Here is a 17,399-nt window from a genome sequence, read left to right on the forward strand (position 1 = left end):
AAAGGCCGCTGTTGCCGGCGGCCGTCGTTCGGATTGTCGGTGGCTCGCGTCAGCCGGCGAGCCTTTCCCAGGCTTCCTCGTCAACGCCGACGGTCACGCTGCCGTCGGGATGGACGATCACGGGACGCTTGATGATGACGGGGTTCTCGAGCATCAGGGCGCGCATGCCTTCGGGATTGTCGCACACAGCCTCGCGTCTGGCTTTGTCAAGCTTGCGCCAGAGCAGGCCCTTGCGGTTGAGGAGCACGTCGCAGGAGGTCTTCGCGATCCACTCGTCAAGGAGGACGGGATCGATCCCCTCCTTCCTGAAGTCGTGGAACTCGAACGGGAGGTCTCGGGCGACGAACCATTCGAGGGCCTTCTTGACGGAGCCGCAGTTCTTGATGCCGTAGATCTTGTTCATGTCGCGTTCTCCTCAGGCTGCGGCGCGGCCGAGGCGGTCGTTGACTGCGGCCCAGTCGGGCGACTGGGGCGGCAGTTCGACGAGGATGCGTTCGGCGCCTGCGCGGTCGAGCCTGTGCAGGTTTTCGTAGAGGTCGCGTCCGTAGCCGTGAAGGTCGGCGGGGGCCTTGATCGCGAGGACGGGCGTGCCCTCGAGGCGGTCAAGCACCTCGCCGGAGGCCATGACGGCGACCGGAGCGGCGCCCATTTCGGCGAATCGGGCGGGCAGGGCTTCGGCGGACACGAGCTCGAGCTTAGTGCGGGGCGCATAGTGGCTCTTGAGGCGGCCGGAGGCGCGGGGCGCATCCTTGCCTGCGTCGGGCACTGCAAAGCCGAGCGTCTCCTCGAGCATCTCGCGGGTGACGACGCCGTGGCGCAGGAGCGTGGGGCGTCCCTGCGAGAGGTTGATCATCGTGGACTCGATGCCGAACTCGCAGCTGCCGCCGTCGAGGATCATGTCGAGCTTGCCTTCGGGCTTGACGCCGAGGTCTTCGGCGATGTGTGCGGCGCACGACGGGCTGATGCGCCCGAATGTGTTGGCCGAAGGCGCCGTGAGGCCGCGCCAGGTCGGACCCGAGAAGGCCGAGATGAGCGCATGAGCCCAGGGATGGGACGGGCAGCGGAGCGCCACCGTGTCCTGTCCTCCCGTCACCCAGAGTCCGCAGCGCGCCTTCTTCTTGAGAACGAGCGTGAGCGGGCCCGGCCAGTACTTCTTGGCCAACAGCCAGGCTTCGGGCGGAACGTCCTCGGCCCAGTGGGAGATGGCGTCGATGCCTGCGACGTGGACGATCAGCGGATGGTCCGCCGGGCGGCCCTTGGCCGCGTAGGTGGAGAGCACTGCGGATTCGTTGTCGGCGTCGGCGGCGAGGCCGTAGACAGTTTCGGTCGGCATGGCGACGAGGCCGCCCGCCTCAAGGACGCGGACGGCTTCGGCGATTCTGACTTCGTCGACGGGAGGAGTCTGGGTCATCTCAGTTCGGTTCCGGAAGATGAAGGATGCGGGCGGCTTCGCGGGCGCGCTCCATGGCTTCTTCGGCGGTCCTGCCGATGCAGGTCACGTGGCCCATCTTGCGGGCGCGGCGGGCGTCGGCCTTGCCGTAGATGTGGAGCTTGGCGCCGGGAATGGCGGTGACGCCGGCCCAGTCGGGCTCGCGCTTGACGCCTTCCTCGTCGAACCACTCGTCGCCGAGGATGTTGAGCATCACGGCGTGGGAGTGTTGCTCCGTGGAGCCGAGCGGAAGGCCGGCCATCGTGCGGACCTGCTGTTCGTACTGGCTCGTGACGCACGCGTCGATCGTGGCGTGGCCGGAGTTGTGCGGACGGGGAGCAAGCTCGTTGACGAGGATCGTGCCGTCTTCAAGGATGAAGAGCTCGACGCAGAGGACGCCGACGTAGTTGAGCGCCTGGGCGATCTTGGCGGCATAGCCGCGGGCGCGGGAGGCCGTATCCTCGTCGATGCGGGCGGGAAGGACGGAGACCGCGAGGATGCCGTTGCGGTGGAAGTTCTCGGAAACGGGGAACGTGGCCGTTTCGCCGTGCGAGTTGCGCGCGACGATGACGGAGACCTCAAGCTTGAGGGAGAGGCGCTTTTCGAGCACGCAGTCCACGCCGCCGAAGTCGCGGAAGGCCTTGCGGACGTCCTCGATCGTGGCGACTCGGGCCTGGCCTTTGCCGTCATAGCCGAGGCGGGCGGTCTTGAGAATGCCGGGCAGGAGCGAGGCGTCGAGGGCGTCGACGTCGGCTTCGCTGCGCACGGCGGCATGCGGGGCGACGGGCACGCCGGCCACTTCGGAGACGAAGTGCTTCTCGACGTTGCGGTCCTGGGTGACGGCGACGGCGGCGGACGGCGGGCAGACGCGCAGGCCCGCCTTCTCGAGGTATTCGAGCGAGGGGGCGGGGACGTTCTCGAACTCGGTCGTGACGGCCTTCACCCTGCCTGCGAGCGCGGCGAGGCCGGCCACGTCGTCGTACTTCGTTTCGATCTGCTCGCGGGAGACTTCGCCCGCGGGGCAGGCCTTGCCGGGTTCGAGCACGGCGACGTGGTAGCCCATCGTCGCGGCGGCCTGGGCGAACATGCGGCCGAGCTGGCCGCCGCCCATCAGGCCGAGCGTTTCGCCCGGCATCAGCACTTCATTGGCGTTCATATGACGGAATTTCCTCGTTAGAGCGGGAGTTCCATGGCGCGGGCCTTGGCGTTCTGGGCGGCGCGGAAGTCGGCGAGCTTCTGGGCGAGGCCGGCGTCCGTGACGGAGAGGATCTGGGCGGCGTAGAGCGCGGCGTTGGCGGCGCCCGCTTCGCCGATGGCGAAGGTGGCGACGGGCACGCCCTTGGGCATCTGGACGATGGAGTAGAGGCTGTCCTGGCCGCGGAGGTACTTGGACGGAACGGGCACGCCGCAGACGGGGATCGTGCACTTGGCGGCGATCATGCCGGGCAGGTGGGCGGCGCCGCCTGCGCCCGCGATGATGACGCGGATGCCGCGGTCACGGGCGGTTTCGGCGTAGTCGAACATTTCGTCGGGCATGCGGTGAGCGCTCACGACGCGGGCTTCGAACGGAATGTCGAATGCCTTGAGCATTTCGGCGGCGTTCTTCATCACCTCCCAGTCGGAGTTGCTGCCCATCACGATGCCGACGATCGGCTTAACGGCGTCAGTCATTGGAAAACCTCGCTGTAAAAATCAAAAAACAAAAACATAAAAGAACGACAGGAAAGCCGTGCTTTCCTCTCGTTCCTCAGAATCTATGAGTATAGACAAGAAAGGACCGGCAGGCATGAAGACTGTCGGTCCTTTCAGGGGCATCACAGGGGATGCGGATTACTGTTCGATGTCCGTTTCGGCAAGGCGGCGCAGGGCTTCGCGGTACTTGTCGGAAGTCTTTTCAATGACTTCGTCCGGAACCTTCGGAGCGGGCGGGGTCTTGTCCCAGGGCTGGGCTTCGAGCCAGTCGCGGATGAACTGCTTGTCGTAGCTCGGGGGCGAGACGCCGACGTTGTACTGGTCGGCCGGCCAGAAGCGGCTGGAGTCGGGCGTGCACACTTCGTCCATCAGGCGGATGGTGCCTTCCTCGTCAATGCCGAACTCGAACTTCGTGTCGGCGATAATGATGCCCTTCGTGGCGGCGTATTCGGAGGCGCGGCGATAGAGCTCGAGCGTGTAGCTGCGGATCTTCTCGGCGATTTCCTCGCCGTAGAGCTCGACGACGCGTTCGAACGAGATGTTTTCGTCATGCGTGCCGACTTCGGCCTTGGCGGCCGGCGTGAAGATCGGTTCGGGGAGCTTCTGGCCCATCTGGAGACCTTCGGGAAGCTTGATGCCGCAGACGCAGCCGGTGGCGCAGTAGTCCTTCCAGCCGCCGCCGATCAGGTAGCCTCGGGCGACGCACTCGATCAGGATGGGCTTGAGGCGCATGGCGACGCAGGAGCGGCCCTTGACCATAGGCACTTCCTCAGGCTTGACGACGGATTCGGGATCAATGCCGGTGAGGTGGTTCGGGCAGACGCCTTCGAGCTGCTTGAACCAGAAGTCGGTGAGAGAGGTGAGCACCTTGCCCTTGCCCGGAATCGGGTCGCCCAGAATGACGTCGAATGCGGAAATGCGGTCGCTCGCGACGATGAGCAGCTTGTCATCGCCGACGGCGAACGTATCGCGCACCTTGCCGGAGTAGAGCTTCTTCAAGGAGGGAATGTTGATCTGGGAAAGACCAGCCATGTTGAAATCTCCCTTTGAGAGATGGTTAACTGAAATGTGGTGCCGTCATTGTAATGCCGATCATCCGTTCACTACGCTTTTTGACTAGTAGATTTGGCTAGGTCGGCATGAGGATCGGCAATGTTTGGTCAGCCTGCCAAAAACGCCCAGAGCGCAGGCGCTGCGATCAGAAGCCAGGTGACGCCGAGGATGATCATCGCGATGAAGACCGCTGCGCTGCCGAGGTCCTTGGCGCGTCCGCTCAAGGGGTGAAGCTCGGGGCCGATGCGGTCCACGACCGCCTCAATGGCGGAGTTGAGGATCTCGACGAGCATCAGGAGAAGGACGGAGCCGATGAGGAGCACCGTCTCGACGGCGGGTAGGCCGAGCAGGAGCGCGCAGGGAATGAGCACGCAGGCGAGGAGTACCTCCTCGCGGAAGGCGGCCTCGTTCCTGTAGGCGGCCGAGAGGCCCTTCATGGAGTAGCCCGTGGCGTTGATGAGTCGGCGCAGGCCCTTCTTGCCCTTGAGGTCCGTGGCGTTCTTGTCTTGGGAGTTGGGTGTGGTCATGATGCAGTTGACGTTCTCTCCGCCGTGAACGACAGAGATTCTCTACTGAGTCAGCAGCTTGCGCTGCTGATCACTTCGGTGGATTCCTGCTGCTGATTCGGCGCCAGCTTTTTTAGATCGTTCCGAATTCACTTGAGCCTGAGAGTTTTTCTCAGAATCCCTACAGGCTAACGAGCTTCGTCCGCGCTCTTATATCTCCGCCCTGAACGGAGCTTTACGCCGCAATTGGGTAAAAGCGCGCCCGCCCTGACGCGTGGTCGGGCGGGCGACGTGTGGTTCAGCCGATCAATTCGGACTCTCGGTTAGAGCACGTTCTGGCGAAGCGTGCCGTCGGCGTAGCGGGCGGCCACGACGTCGAGCGGGAGCGGCTTGATGCGGGAGGCCATGCCTTCGCAACCGAACTGGAGGTAGCGCTGCTTGCAGAGCTCCGTGGCGGCCTTGCGGGCGACCTTCAGGAAGTCGCGCGGGTCGAACTTGGAGGGGTTCTCGAAGAGGTACTGGCGGGTGGCGGCCGTCATGGCGAGACGGATGTCCGTGTCGATGTTGACCTTGCGCACGCCGTGTTTGATGGCTTCCTGGATTTCCTCGACGGGCACGCCGTACGTTTCGCGCATGTCGCCGCCGAACTGGCGGATCGTGGCGAGGTATTCCTGCGGAACGGAGGAGGAGCCGTGCATTACGAGATGGGTGTTCGGCAGGCGTTCGTGGATTTCCTTGACGCGCTGGATGGAGAGCGTTTCGCCGGTGGGCTTGCGCGTGAACTTGTAGGCGCCGTGGGACGTGCCGATGGCGATGGCGAGGGCGTCGAGCTGCGTGGCCTTGACGAAGTCGGCGGCCTGATCCGGGTCCGTGAGGAGCTGTTCGCGCGTCATGACGGCGTCGGTGCCATGGCCGTCTTCCTTGTCGCCCTTCATCGTTTCGAGGGAGCCGAGGCAGCCGAGTTCGCCTTCGACGGAGACGCCGATGCAGTGGGACATTTCAACCACGCGACGGGTGACTTCGACGTTGTAGTCGTAGGTGGAGATCGTCTTGCCGTCGGCCATGAGGGAGCCGTCCATCATGACGGAGGTGAAGCCCATGCGGATGGCGCCCTGGCAGACGGACGGGCTCTGGCCGTGGTCCTGATGCATGCACACGGGGATGTCCGGATAGGCCTCGACGGCGGCAGAGATCAGATGGCGAAGGAAGTGCTCGCCGGCATACTTGCGGGCGCCGGCGGAGGCCTGCATGATCACGGGGGCGCCGACTTCGCTCGCGGCGGCCATGATGGCCTGAACCTGTTCGAGGTTGTTGACATTGAAAGCAGGAACGCCGTAGCCGTTTTCGGCGGCGTGATCGAGCAGCTGACGCATGGAGACGAGTGCCATGACGATGAACTCCGAATCTGATGAAAGGGAAAAACAAAAGGGCGGCGCAGGCCTTGCGGGCCGTCTTCGGGCCGCCCGAAACTGATCAGATGCATTGTATAGGGACAATGCGTCTAGGGAAAGAGGTTTATCCCTGCCTGAGGGGCGAAGGGACACAAAAAACGCGTCCTCCCGTCAGCCCGTCAGCAGGGACGGATTCGCGGCCACCTGCTTGCGGATGCCATCGTAGATGGCCTGGGCGATCTTCTGCTGGTGCCTGCCGTTGATGAGGAGCTTTTCCTCGGTCGGGTTCGAGATGAAGGCCGTCTCGACGAGGATCGACGGAATGCCCTGACCCTTGAGGACCGCGAAGCCCGCCTGTTCGACGTGCTTCTTGTGCAGGCGGTTGACGCTCTTCATCTCATTGAGGACGGAGGCGCCAAGGCCGAGGCTGTAGCTGATGGTCCAGCTCGAGGTCATGTCGACGAGCACGCTCGCTACCTGGCGGTCGACGCTGGCGATGTTGACGCCGCCGATCAGGTCGGACTCGTTCTGGTTCTTGGCGAGCCAGCGGGCGGCGGCGGACGTTGCGCCGCGTTCGGAAAGGCAGAAGACGCTCGAACCTCGGGCGCTGGCCTTGATCCAGGCGTCGGCGTGAATGCTCACGAGCAGGTGCGCCTTGGCGCGGCGGGCGATGGCCACGCGGCCGCCGAGGCTCACGAAGTGGTCCGTGTTGCGGGTCATGATGGCCTTCATGCCGGGATCGTCGTTGATGAGCGCGGCGAGGCGCTTGGCGATCTGGAGCACGACCGTCTTCTCTCGGTTGCGTCCGCGGCCGATGGCGCCAGGGTCCTCGCCGCCGTGGCCGGGGTCGACCACGATGATGAGCTTGGGCTTGATGGACTTCGAGGGCTTCTTCGGCTTGGATGGTCTGGAGGGGCGGACGGGCTCCTTCGGCTCAGGCTCCTCGAGGGGAGGCTTGACGGGGGATTCGGCCGCGCCCTTGTCGAGGCCTGCGAGCAGTGAGCCGAGCGGGTCGCCGTCGGGTGCCTCGCTACCTTCCTCGAGGCCGTTGAGCAGACGACTGATCTCGTCGGTCGGATGCGCGGGATAGATGTCGAAGACGAGACGGTACTTGTAGTTCGCAAAGGGCTGGAGCTGGAAGACCTCGGGCTTGACGTCGGTCTTGAGGTCCATCACGAGACGGACCGTGTCGGGCTGGAACTGCCCGATGCGCATGGCGGCGATGTAGGGATCGTCGGGCTTGACGGCGGCAATCTGCTTCTGCAGCGCGACGGTGAGCTCGAGCCCCTTGATGTCGACGACGAGGCGCAGCGGCTTCGACGAGCGGACGAAGAAGTACTTGAAGTTGAGCGGGGAGTCGTACTCGAGCGTGACTCGGGTGTACTCCTCGGCGGGCCACATGCGAACGTCGACCATGCGGGCGCCTCTGGCGATCTGCCACGGCGCAAGGCTGAGAAGGAGCGTGCTCGCAGAGCCGAGCACGAGGCGGCGTCGGTCGATCATTCGCCCGCCTCCAAAACGTGGGCGACGAGCGCTTCGCCGAGCGGGGTGAGTCCCTTCAGGACGGCGCGGCGGCCGAGACCCTCGAGGGCGAGCTCGATGACGAGGTCCGCGTCGGGCACGTAGGGCGACGCCTTTTCTGTCCATTCGGTCGCGGACACGAAGCCCGGACCGAAGAGGTCGCGAAAGCCCGCATCCTCGAACTCCTCGGGCTCCTCAAAGCGGTAGAAGTCGAAGTGATTGAGCGTGAGGCCCGCGACGGGATAGGTCTCGACGAGCGAGAAGGTGGGGCTCTTCACGGGGCCGGCAAAGCCGAGGCGGCGCAGCATGGCGCGAACGAGCGACGTCTTGCCTGCACCGAGGTTGCCCTCAAGGCGCACGGCCAGACCGTGCCCGGCAACCGCGCCCGCTTCCTTCGAGACGGCGTCGGCAAGACGGGCGCCGAGCTTGTCGGTGTCGTCGGGATGGGGAAGAGACGCTTCAAAAGTAAGGGATGCCATGTCGGTCCTTCTGAGCCGTGGAGCCAAAACTTTGATTTTAGCCCATGACGGGAGCCTGCTCGGACGAGGGAATCGTTGCGGCATGCAAGCCAAAAACAGCCTTCCGCGGAATAATGTAACGAAATGTAATTCGCTCTTGCCAAAGCGAATGAAGTCCCTCATAATTCAAATCCTCAGTCGAACGCGACTTGCTCCGATCGACTGACAGATGGTGGCCGGTGTAGCTCAGCTGGTAGAGCAGCGCATTCGTAATGCGAAGGTCGGGAGTTCGAATCTCTTCTCCGGCACCACGAGAATTCAGAAAGGATCTGTACAGCATTGTACAGGTCCTTTTTTCATTTCCGCCGGCCTTTTTTCAAGTTCCGGCAGGCGGCCTGACCGCTTCGAATCTTGCGCTCGGACGGGGCGCGGTGCTAGTCTCATTCGGTGAAAACATCTCTCTTGCAAAGGAGGAACCGAATTATGCAAAAGACGGGCATCATCGTGCTGGGCTCGGTTGCGGCCATGCTTCCCGCACTGGCCCAGGCGTCCGAAACGGTCAGGCTCGCTGAACCCGACCTCGCCATGGAGGGCTCGCTGATGACGGCGCTCAAGAACCGTCACTCGACTCGCGAGTACGCGGCGAAGGACCTGACGGGCGCGGATCTCTCCAATCTTCTCTGGGCGACGGCGGGCGTCAATCGTCCCGACGGACGCCGAACGGCGCCCACGGCGCTCAACCTCCAGGAAATCGGCGTCTACGTCGTGACCGCCAAGGGGGCCTTTTCCTACAGGCACGAAGGGCACGAGCTCGTGAAGCTCACGGACAAAAACCTGATGCCGCTCGTCGCGATGCAGCAGGACTTCGTCAACACGGCGCCGCTGGCACTCGTCTATGTGGGCGATCTGACCAAGCTGCCCGGAGAGCGCGGCGCCCAGATGGCCGCAGTTGACGCGGGCATTGCCGTTCAGAATGCACTTCTCTACTGCTCTGCGGCGGGGCTTGCCTGCGTGCCGCGCGCCACGATGAACGTGGACGGACTTGCACAGGCGCTCTCGCTCCCGAAGGGAGCCGTGCCGATCATGAACGTCGTGGTCGGCATGCCGAAGTAGGCCGGGCGCCACCTTCCTCAATGCAGGGAGGGCTCGGGAAAGGTACGGAAAAAGGCCCGCACATCATGTCGATCTGCGGGCCTTTTCCTTGTGTGCTCGGCATGGGCACGTTCTAACGGGTGAGAGTTCCGAGAGGGGCCGGCAGTGGCAACCTCATAGCCAAAAGCAAGGTGTGCGTCGCGAGGCGTAGGCTGAAAGAAGCTGGAGGCAAACCCTTGAGCTGATGAACAAGAACCTCATCAGGCATACGACGGCGGATAAGCTCGCAAGGCAGAGTGAAGTCCGATAACTGCACGGAGCCGTTGGTGTAAATGAGGCTGCTACATGAGGGGAAAGAGCGTGTTTCTTACCCGAGGAGGTCTCACGGATGCCGTTCCATTCGGAGCGTCGGAGTAAAGCTTGTCGTGAGAAGTCAGCAGAGGCCATAGTACCGAGCGGGATGGTGCTCGGGAAGGGCTGAAATCAATAACAGGAGGCGTCCGACGTAGCCGACAACCCGTTTATTGCTGAAAAATCCCGAAGGGGGACCCCTGCGGAACAGGGGAGGATCGGAGGGGAGCAAAGGGAAGAAGGACGAGAAAGAACAAACGCCGCCACATGCGAAGGCAACGAATGGTAACCCTAGAAGCCATCCTTGAACGGAACAACTTGAACCGAGCTTATAAGCAGGTCAAGGCAAACAGAGGCGGTCCGGGCGTCGACGGCATGACCGTAGACGAGCTCTTGGACTATCTGCGTGCGCACGCCGTCGAGATAGTGGAAACCGTGAAGGCGGGGAAATACAAACCTCAGCCCGTACGCCGAGTCATGATCCCGAAGGAGGAGAAAGGCAAGTTCAGACCGTTGGAAATTCCAACTGCTGTCGATCGAGTCATCCAACAGGCGATAGCGCAGAAACTGAGCGACGAATACGAACCAGTATTCAGTTTGCACAGTCATGGCTTTCGCCCGTGCAGGAGTTGCCGGACGGCCATTGACGAGGCCCTCGATATCGCAAATCAGGGTTACGTCTGGGTCGTGGACCTCGACCTGTCGAAGTTCTTCGACACGGTCAACCACTCCAAGCTCCTGCAACTCTTGTCGGACAAGCTCAAGGACGGACGAGTAGTCTCACTCATCCACAAGATCCTGAGAGCACCGATACAAGAAGGGGACAAGATCACGCCATGCGAAATAGGAACGCCGCAAGGCGGTCCGGTCAGCCCCGTTCTCGCCAACATCATGCTCAACGAGCTCGACCATGAGCTCGAACGCAGAGGGCACCGTTTCGTTCGGTACGCCGACGACATGATGATCTTCTGCAGGAGCAGGAAGGCGGCGGAGCGGACTCTCAGACACCTCAAGCCCTACGTGGAGGGAAAGCTGTTTCTGAAACTCGACGAACAGAAGACGAAGATCTGCCGCATGACGGATCCGAACCTGAAGTTCCTTGGGGTTGGCTTTTGGCAAAGCCGAGGCATCGTGAAAGCACGACCGCATCAGAAGTCCAAGGCCAAATGCAGACAGCGCCTGAAGACCATTACCTCACGCAGTCGAGGCAGAAGCCTTGAAGCGTACAGGAAGGAGCTGAAGGCTTTCGTCTGCGGATGGGCCAACTATTTCGCGGAGTCGTCGATGGCGATATTCGTCAGAAGCACCGATGAATGGTTGCGCAGACGCATCCGACAGATCTACTGGAAACAGTGGAAGAAGGTTCGGACAAAGTTTGCGGAGCTCAGGAAACTGGGCCTAGACGACAAGGTGACTTGGAAGTGGGCCAATACCCGCAAGTCGTACTGGCATACGGCAAACAGTTGGATACTCTCGACCTCGCTGACAAATGGCTGACTCCGAGAATTGGGATGGACGTGCCTGGGGGACGTCTACAAGTAGGAAGTTCTCTGAGGTTATTGATAACCGCCCACTGCGGATCCGCACGGTGGGTGGTGTGGAAGGGGCTGAGGATCAAAAGTCCTCACCCCTATCCGATTGGGCGGCGATCACTGGAGCTTCGTGCTCATGGCGCCTGAAAGCTTGGTGAGGAGCGCCGTGGCGACGGCGTTTCCGTCAATGCCTTCGGCGGAGAACCTGCCGTTTTCATAGCGCACGCCGTTGAGGACGATGCTGCCGCCGAGGTACTTCTCGGTCTTCTTGGCGTACTTGTCCTTGCCCGTCAACAGGCTGGCGAGGCCAGAAAGCTCGCGTATGGCCTTCGTCTCCCTGGTGCCGGGCTGGTCGATTTCGGCCTTCTTGACGCAAAGCGTGACCGGGTCGGTCGTCTTGACTGCAAGGCCCGTGAGGGCGGCGTTGTTCCATGTCATGAGGCTGCGGCCCTTGGCGTTGAGCATGTTGAACTTCGCCATGCTGATGTCGCCCGCCCAGCTCGCAACCTGCTTGTCCTTTTCGGACGCAAGGCCGAACCTGCCCTTGCTCTCGAGCGTGCCGCTCTGCGCGCCGATGCCGGCGTAGGCCGTCATGACGGAGGAGAGCGACTTCATGTTGATGCCCGACAGCGTCGTCGAGACGTCGGCGGTCATGGGCGAGAGCGTCACGGTGCCGTCTGCCGCAAGGGTGCCGCCCGCAGTGCCTGCGGACATCTTCACGGTGGCGGCAGCGCCTTCGGCCGAGGAGAGGTTCTTCACCGAGGCGTTGATGTCGGAGACCGTGATGGCGGCGTTGGGCTTGACGCTCGTGTCGCGGAAGTTGAATCTGGAGTTCTTCACGTCGGCCGAAGCGACCTTCCACTGCCAGGGCTTGCCCGCCTTTTCGGTGGTCTTCGCATCGGCGTCCTTCTGGGCCGCCTTCTTGGCTGCGCCTGCCTTGGAGGGCATGAGATTGAGGCCGGCGGAGGTCATGACGGCGTTGACGACGGCCGTGTCGAGCAGGATGCTGTCGACGTTGACGGACTGCTTCGCCGTGTCAAGGCTGCCGAGCTTGACGGAGGCGGTTCTGGCGGAGACGAGCGTCGACTTGCCCTGTTTCACCTGAAGGTTGGTAAGGGAGGCGGTGCCGCTGCCCGTGACGGCGGAGCCCTTGACGGCTGCCTTGACGTTGAGGCTAACGGCGCCCGAGGCATCGAAGCCCGTTGCGTTCCTGATGTAGGAGGCGAGCTGTGCGGCCTGCAGGCCGCTGGCCTTGAGGGTGGCGTTGACCACGAGCGGTGCAGGCGTGACGTCCGCCGCAAGCGAGAGCATGCCGCCGAAAACCTTTGCGCCCGCTTCGGCCTTCGCGGGCTTGGCGTTCGCTGCGTTCGTCAGGCCCGTGACCGTGGCGTTGAGGGCCGTGACGTTGATTTTGGCGGCGGGCCTGACGGTCGAGTCGTTCCAGGTGGCGTTGCCGTTGCGGATCTGCACGGAGTCCACGCGCCAGTGCCAGCCGGAGTTGCTGCCGGAATCCTTGCCCGAGTCCGCAGCGGCGCCCGACGAGAAGCCTTGGGCGGTCTGGGAGACGTTGAGGCCGGAGGGCGTGTTGACGAAGTGGACCTTCGGATCCTGAATGACGATGCTGCCGACGGAGGCCTGATGTTCGAGAAGGTCCAACTCGGTGAGCTGCAGGCTCGCCTTCTTGAAGGAGGCGAGCGGCTGGACGCGGTTGCTGACCTGCTGGACGGCGGTGAGGTCGTTGACGTTCACGGTGCCCGAGACGAGCATCTTGCCGGGCTTGCCGCTCGTAGCATTGCGGAAGACGACGTTGACCTCGGTCGAGAGACGGCCGTTTTCAAGCATGAGGCTCGGCGTATTGAGCGCGGGCACGAGCTTGAAGACGGGGGCGAGGTCCAGATTCGAGATCTTCATGTTGAGGCGCGCCGAGAGCGTGGTGCCGAAGGGCTGCGTGGAGCCCGTGGCGAAGATCGGCGTGCCGTTGAGCTTCATGGAGAGCTTGGGCGTGACGAGGCTGCTCTTGGAGTTGGCGAGCGTGCTCACGAACGGAAGCTCGAGGTTGAAGTCGGTGACCGACTGGTCGATGGCGCGTGCGCGGTCGAGGACCTGAAGGGAGGAGTTTTTGACGCTGATGTTGTAGACCGCGAAGGAGGGAAGGCTGCTGCTTTCCGAGGAGGCCTTTTCCGACGATCCGCCTTCGGCCGAACCGTGGCCGTTCATGAGCCTGCGCATGTCCTCGTCATCGAGTGCGACGACGGCGTTGAGCCCGTCGACGGTCACTTCGTCAATGACGGGCGCAAGCTCGACGAGCGTCTGGGCCGACGCATTCACGTAGAAGCGGTCGAGCGAGAGAAGCGGAGGGTTGTTGTTCTTGCCTGCAACCGTGAGCCCCTCGAGCGTGAACTCCCAGGTCCACGGATTGAAGGCGACATTTGTGACGGTCACGCTGCGTCCGAGCTGCTTGCCGAGCGTGTCGGCGAGCGTCGACTTGACGAGCGTGGGCACCGCGAGATAGCCGGCGGCTGCGTAAAGCGCCGTGGCGACGACGGCCGCGCCTGCCGTGATCTTGAAAATGCTGGCCATGTCCTGCCCTCCCTGACTAGGTTCCCCTGTTCTGTACATTATAGGTGCCAGTTCAGAGGCTCCGATTGGCACGATGGGGGTGAAAACACCGCCAACGCTTCTGCCCGAGGAAGTTCAGCGGGTTTTGCGATATTTCGACATTTTGTTTCCGCGGGGCGCCGTGCACGACGTAGGGAAGCGAAAGGGCGGGGTGTGATGCGCAGGAAGGGACGGCGGAGCGGGGTGCCTGAAAGCAGAAGGGCCTGAGATCGTGCAGAACAATCTCAGGCCCTGAATATGGTGGAGGCGGCGGGAGTTGAACCCGCGTCCGGAAACCTTTTTCTGTTGGGTCTACATGCTTAGCCGCATGATTTGAATCTCACCGGATGCCCTGCCGAGCGGCGGGCCGGCATCCAGCCAGTCACCTTGATTTCGGAAGCGCGTCGGTGACGCCCGCACATCCTAGACTCTGTCAAATGATACTGCTGTCGATTGCTCGACCCGGCCCAGAGACAAACCGGTGCAGCATCTCGCATTAAGCAGCGAGAGCGAAACGCTTGTTGTTGGCGTTTAATTGTTTGCAGCGGATTTACGAGGTGACTGCACCTCGACATGCCCCATACAGCGTCCGCGTCCCCGTCGAAGCCAAGGCGCCCCCTGTATGAAGGATGACCATTATAACGCATGAGCGTTGAGCTGCACGGCCCATGTCGCGAGTTCGGCGGGCGAATGTGCAACAAGATCCGCACCCCAGCTTTCGGGCGGCGTGACTGCATAGCCCCAGGTGCAGGCCGCGCAGGGCATGCCCGCCGCATGCGCCGCTGCCACGTCTCTCGGGTCGTCGCCTGCGTAGAGGATGTCCGTGACGTGAACGCCCGTGAGTCGGGCGGCCGTCAGCAGGGAGTCGGGCGCAGGCTTCATCGCGCAGCCTTCGGAGTCGCTGCCGAGCACGACGTCAAGCTGTCCGTCGAGTCCGAGGTTGTCCGTGAGCCTGAGTGCAAGGTGCTCGACCTTATTGGTGACGACGCCCGTCCGGATGCCTGCGGCCCGGAGAGCCTCGAGCATGACGGGGACGCCCTCGAAGGGACGGGAGCGGTCCGTCATGTGGGCGGCGTAGTTGTCGAGGAATTCGGTCCTGAGGGCGAGGAAGGCGGGATCGTCCCTGCCGATGCCCATGGCCTTGCCGAGAAGGCCGGGGGCGCCCCTGCTCGCGTAGGGACGGAGCTCCTCTTCGGGAAGCGGGGCGATGCCCCTGGCGGTCCTCACCATGTTGACGGCGAGCGCAAGGTCGGGTGCGGTGTCGACGAGGGTGCCGTCAAGGTCGAAGAGAAAAAGCCTGATGGTCATGGTCGTGCTGTCCTGAGAGGAGGAATAAAGAAAGCCCTCGAACGTCTGGCATTCGAGGGCTTGCCGAGGGCGCTTGAGCGCGCCCTCACGGAACTTCAGTCAGGAATTACTGACGCGTACCGACGACTTCAACCACGGCGCGGCGGTTCGGAGCGAGGCACTGAACGAGTTCGCGGAAGTTCTTGACCTGGCCCTTGGCGGAGGGGTTCGGGCAGTCAACAACCGGATCGGCCTCACCGCGGCCTTCGGTCTGGATCAGGTTGGCGTCCACGCCCTTGGAGACGAGGTAGGTCTTGACGGATTCAGCACGAGCAGCGGAGAGCTTTTCGTTGTAGGCGTCCTTGCCGAGACGGTCGGCATAGCCGGTGGAGAGGATGACTTCAACGTTCACGCCGGCGAGACGGGAGACGAGGTCGTCGAGAACGGCCTTGCCTTCATCCTTGAGGGTGGACTTGTCGAAGTTGAAGAGCATGTCGGCGGAGAAGGTCACCTTTTCGGCAGCGGGAGCAACCGGAGCGGCGGCCTGCTTCGGCTGGCAGGCTTCGGCAGGGAGAACATCGGCGTCGCACTGGCAACCTTCACCGGAGGCTTCGGCGAGAGCGGGCGTCCAGAAGTTGGTGCGCCAGCAGAGACCAAAGCCGCTCTTGACGATCTGACCGTCAGCGGAGTGGACATAAGGGCTGACCTGGTCGGCAGCGAAGGAAGCGCCCGACACCGCCAGCATCATAGCGGCCACAAGGCCGCCAATCTTCAGAGAAGTCTTCATTGTTGTTATCCTCAAAAAGTTCAGGAAGCTTAAACGGGATGGACGATTTGTCACCAACAGGACTGCCGGCTACAAACAGATCACCCAGATGTCTTGCCCGTTAACTCGGACAGGATACACCGAACACGTCAAGCGTGCGAAGGTCAGTGCTGTCCTGCGGGGTCAAATGGCTAAATATCTAGGTTCATTCTGTCAGATTTCCGCAACGATTTCCACCGCTGGACATCCCGTATTACACCTAAAGCCGATTTATCGGGGAGGGAAAAAAAACGCCTGGTCGCCGCTGTGACCGCGCGGGGACTCAAATGAGGGGCGCCCACTTTTCGAGCAGCGTGCGAGCAGTGTCGTCTCTCGGCTCCGTGCCTTCGCCTGCGGCAAGCCTGCCTGCAACCCAGACGTGGGTCACGTGTTCACGGCCCGCCGAATAAAGAAGTTGGGCGGCTGGGTCGGTGACGGGACCGCATTCGATGCCCGAGAGGTCGACCGCGATCATGTCGGCGCATTTTCCGATTTCCAGAGAACCGATTTCATCGTCCCAGTGAAGGGCGCGCGCGCCGCCGAGCGTCGCGGCCTCGAGCATGTCGAAGACCTTCGCGCAGGTGGTGCCGCCCGCGACGGCCTTGGCGAGCATGGCCGCGAGGCGGGTCTCGCCGAGCATGTCGAGCTTGTCGTTGCTTGCCGCTCCGTCGGTGCCGATGCCGAGGTTGATGCCCGCCTTCATCATCTTCGCGACGGGCGCGAAGCCCGAGGCGAGTTTGAGGTTGGAGGACGGACAGTGGCAGACGGATGCGCGTGCCTCGGCGAGCATGCGGATGTCCTCGTTGCTCGTGTGCACGCTGTGCACGGAGATGAGGCGCTCGTTGAGAAGTCCGAGGCGGGCAAGGCGGGCGACGGGGCGCTCGCCGTGGTCCTTGAGGGAGGTCTCCACCTCGCCTGCGGTTTCATTGACGTGGATGTGCACGGGCAGGTCGTGGCGCTCGCTCAGGGCGGCGCATCGCGCAAGGGAGGCGTCGCTCACCGTATAGGGCGCGTGCGGCCCGACGGTCACGCGCACGAACGGGTCGCCGCTGTAACGCTCGATGAGCGCCTCGCACTTGCTGATGTACTCGTCGTCGTTCGCGGCCCAGGCGGACGGGAAGCCGATGACGATGCCTGCGGTCGCGCAGCGCAGCCCCGCCTCGCGAAGGCCTTCAGCGGCGGCTTCGGGGAAGAAGTAGAGGTCCGAACAGCAGGTGACGCCCGAGCGGATCATTTCGACGCCCGCGATCAGGCTGCCGTCGTGCACGAATTCCGCACTCATGAGGCGTCCCTCGGCGGGCCAGATCTCCTTGGTGAGCCAGTCCATGAGGGGAAGGTCGGCGCCCCTGCCGCGAAGCAGGTTCATGGCCGCGTGCGTGTGAAGGTTGATGAGGCCGGGCATGACGACGCCTGCGGGCAGGCGCATCGTCTTCGCCTCGAGACCCGCGTAGCGGACTCTGGCGGCCTCGGTCGGAAGAATGTCTGCGATGCGGCCGCCCGAGAAGACGACGGTGTGATTCTTCAGAACGGTGTTTCGGGGAATGACGGGAATGACCCAGCGGGCCTCGACGAGCGTGTCGGCGGTCATGCGCAACCTCATGATTTTTGACTCGAAAACGGCGCGGGCCGACAGGGTTTCGGACGGTGTCGGGAACCTGTCGCCGTGCGGGACTTCAGCCAATTG

Annotated in this window: 15 protein-coding genes, 1 tRNA gene and 1 other RNA gene; 3 read left to right on the forward strand and 14 right to left on the reverse strand. The window is 63.0% G+C overall.

Annotated features, from left to right (window positions below):
- Positions 1–49: 49 nt before the first annotated feature.
- The 9 genes from HMPREF9465_RS11695 to tsaE form a co-directional block, all read right to left on the reverse strand.
- Entirely contained in the window at positions 50–403 is a 354-nt protein-coding gene (locus HMPREF9465_RS11695) for a Spx/MgsR family RNA polymerase-binding regulatory protein (RefSeq protein WP_005437265.1), read from the reverse strand.
- Between the two features lie 12 nt (positions 404–415).
- Positions 416–1,411, reverse strand: a complete 996-nt coding sequence (locus HMPREF9465_RS11700; protein ID WP_005437266.1) for an L-threonylcarbamoyladenylate synthase — start codon at positions 1,409–1,411, stop codon at positions 416–418.
- Position 1,412: 1 nt separating this feature from the next.
- A complete protein-coding gene (locus tag HMPREF9465_RS11705; RefSeq protein WP_005437267.1) occupies positions 1,413–2,585 on the reverse strand; it encodes a 5-(carboxyamino)imidazole ribonucleotide synthase in 1,173 nt (390 codons plus the stop codon).
- Between the two features lie 17 nt (positions 2,586–2,602).
- Positions 2,603–3,100, reverse strand: coding sequence for a 5-(carboxyamino)imidazole ribonucleotide mutase (purE, locus tag HMPREF9465_RS11710; protein ID WP_005437268.1), 498 nt, complete (start codon positions 3,098–3,100; stop codon positions 2,603–2,605).
- A 159-nt stretch (positions 3,101–3,259) separates the two neighbouring features.
- Positions 3,260–4,153 carry a phosphoribosylaminoimidazolesuccinocarboxamide synthase gene (locus HMPREF9465_RS11715; protein ID WP_005437269.1) on the reverse strand — a complete coding sequence of 298 codons (894 nt, stop codon included), beginning with the start codon at positions 4,151–4,153 and terminating at the stop codon, positions 3,260–3,262.
- A gap of 128 nt (positions 4,154–4,281) precedes the next feature.
- On the reverse strand, positions 4,282–4,701 hold the full coding sequence (locus tag HMPREF9465_RS11720; RefSeq protein WP_005437270.1) for a diacylglycerol kinase: 420 nt from the start codon (positions 4,699–4,701) through the stop codon (positions 4,282–4,284).
- A gap of 302 nt (positions 4,702–5,003) precedes the next feature.
- The gene (gene fba, locus HMPREF9465_RS11725) at positions 5,004–6,068 is read right to left on the reverse strand and encodes a class II fructose-bisphosphate aldolase (protein ID WP_005437271.1); all 1,065 of its coding nucleotides are present in this window, start codon (positions 6,066–6,068) and stop codon (positions 5,004–5,006) included.
- Between the two features lie 174 nt (positions 6,069–6,242).
- On the reverse strand, positions 6,243–7,574 hold the full coding sequence (locus tag HMPREF9465_RS11730; RefSeq protein ID WP_005437272.1) for an N-acetylmuramoyl-L-alanine amidase: 1,332 nt from the start codon (positions 7,572–7,574) through the stop codon (positions 6,243–6,245).
- Positions 7,571–8,071, reverse strand: a complete 501-nt coding sequence (gene tsaE, locus HMPREF9465_RS11735; RefSeq protein ID WP_005437274.1) for a tRNA (adenosine(37)-N6)-threonylcarbamoyltransferase complex ATPase subunit type 1 TsaE — start codon at positions 8,069–8,071, stop codon at positions 7,571–7,573. The genes HMPREF9465_RS11730 and tsaE overlap by 4 nt, the downstream gene beginning before the upstream one ends.
- A gap of 214 nt (positions 8,072–8,285) precedes the next feature.
- On the opposite strand from tsaE, the gene HMPREF9465_RS11740 reads away from it, so the two are divergent.
- From HMPREF9465_RS11740 to ltrA, 3 genes are all read left to right on the forward strand, one after another.
- Positions 8,286–8,361, forward strand: a tRNA-Thr gene (locus HMPREF9465_RS11740).
- A gap of 172 nt (positions 8,362–8,533) precedes the next feature.
- Positions 8,534–9,163, forward strand: a complete 630-nt coding sequence (locus HMPREF9465_RS11745) for a nitroreductase family protein (RefSeq protein WP_005437281.1) — start codon at positions 8,534–8,536, stop codon at positions 9,161–9,163.
- Between the two features lie 612 nt (positions 9,164–9,775).
- Entirely contained in the window at positions 9,776–10,990 is a 1,215-nt protein-coding gene (gene ltrA, locus HMPREF9465_RS11750; protein ID WP_005437283.1) for a group II intron reverse transcriptase/maturase, read from the forward strand.
- Positions 10,991–11,142: 152 nt separating this feature from the next.
- Here ltrA and HMPREF9465_RS11755 read toward each other — a convergent pair whose 3' ends face one another.
- From HMPREF9465_RS11755 to HMPREF9465_RS11770, 5 genes are all read right to left on the reverse strand, one after another.
- Complete coding sequence (locus HMPREF9465_RS11755) at positions 11,143–13,605, reverse strand: DUF748 domain-containing protein (RefSeq protein ID WP_005437284.1); 2,463 nt, start codon at positions 13,603–13,605, stop codon at positions 11,143–11,145.
- Between the two features lie 277 nt (positions 13,606–13,882).
- Positions 13,883–14,242, reverse strand: a transfer-messenger RNA (tmRNA) gene (ssrA, locus tag HMPREF9465_RS13000).
- A gap of 17 nt (positions 14,243–14,259) precedes the next feature.
- Positions 14,260–14,931: an HAD family hydrolase gene (locus HMPREF9465_RS11760; protein WP_005437286.1), complete on the reverse strand. Its 672-nt coding sequence runs from the start codon at positions 14,929–14,931 to the stop codon at positions 14,260–14,262.
- Positions 14,932–15,037: 106 nt separating this feature from the next.
- A complete protein-coding gene (locus tag HMPREF9465_RS11765) occupies positions 15,038–15,697 on the reverse strand; it encodes an OmpA family protein (protein WP_005437287.1) in 660 nt (219 codons plus the stop codon).
- A gap of 301 nt (positions 15,698–15,998) precedes the next feature.
- The gene (locus HMPREF9465_RS11770) at positions 15,999–17,303 is read right to left on the reverse strand and encodes a TRZ/ATZ family hydrolase (RefSeq protein ID WP_005437289.1); all 1,305 of its coding nucleotides are present in this window, start codon (positions 17,301–17,303) and stop codon (positions 15,999–16,001) included.
- Positions 17,304–17,399 lie beyond the last annotated feature (96 nt).

Source organism: Sutterella wadsworthensis 2_1_59BFAA (genome assembly GCF_000297775.1).
GTDB lineage: Bacteria > Pseudomonadota > Gammaproteobacteria > Burkholderiales > Burkholderiaceae_F > Sutterella > Sutterella wadsworthensis_A.

Excerpts from the sequence above, each read along its gene's own strand:
- HMPREF9465_RS11695 (WP_005437265.1), bottom strand. The coding sequence starts at position 403 with ATGAACAAGATCTACGGCATCAAGAACTGCGGCTCCGTCAAGAAGGCC.
- HMPREF9465_RS11700 (WP_005437266.1), bottom strand. The coding sequence starts at position 1,411 with ATGACCCAGACTCCTCCCGTCGACGAAGTCAGAATCGCCGAAGCCGTC.
- HMPREF9465_RS11705 (WP_005437267.1), bottom strand. The coding sequence starts at position 2,585 with ATGAACGCCAATGAAGTGCTGATGCCGGGCGAAACGCTCGGCCTGATG.
- purE (WP_005437268.1), bottom strand. The coding sequence starts at position 3,100 with ATGACTGACGCCGTTAAGCCGATCGTCGGCATCGTGATGGGCAGCAAC.
- HMPREF9465_RS11715 (WP_005437269.1), bottom strand. The coding sequence starts at position 4,153 with ATGGCTGGTCTTTCCCAGATCAACATTCCCTCCTTGAAGAAGCTCTAC.
- HMPREF9465_RS11720 (WP_005437270.1), bottom strand. The coding sequence starts at position 4,701 with ATGACCACACCCAACTCCCAAGACAAGAACGCCACGGACCTCAAGGGC.
- fba (WP_005437271.1), bottom strand. The coding sequence starts at position 6,068 with ATGGCACTCGTCTCCATGCGTCAGCTGCTCGATCACGCCGCCGAAAAC.
- HMPREF9465_RS11730 (WP_005437272.1), bottom strand. The coding sequence starts at position 7,574 with ATGATCGACCGACGCCGCCTCGTGCTCGGCTCTGCGAGCACGCTCCTT.
- tsaE (WP_005437274.1), bottom strand. The coding sequence starts at position 8,071 with ATGGCATCCCTTACTTTTGAAGCGTCTCTTCCCCATCCCGACGACACC.
- HMPREF9465_RS11745 (WP_005437281.1), top strand. The coding sequence starts at position 8,534 with ATGCAAAAGACGGGCATCATCGTGCTGGGCTCGGTTGCGGCCATGCTT.
- ltrA (WP_005437283.1), top strand. The coding sequence starts at position 9,776 with ATGGTAACCCTAGAAGCCATCCTTGAACGGAACAACTTGAACCGAGCT.
- HMPREF9465_RS11755 (WP_005437284.1), bottom strand. The coding sequence starts at position 13,605 with ATGGCCAGCATTTTCAAGATCACGGCAGGCGCGGCCGTCGTCGCCACG.
- HMPREF9465_RS11760 (WP_005437286.1), bottom strand. The coding sequence starts at position 14,931 with ATGACCATCAGGCTTTTTCTCTTCGACCTTGACGGCACCCTCGTCGAC.
- HMPREF9465_RS11765 (WP_005437287.1), bottom strand. The coding sequence starts at position 15,697 with ATGAAGACTTCTCTGAAGATTGGCGGCCTTGTGGCCGCTATGATGCTG.
- HMPREF9465_RS11770 (WP_005437289.1), bottom strand. The coding sequence starts at position 17,303 with ATGACCGCCGACACGCTCGTCGAGGCCCGCTGGGTCATTCCCGTCATT.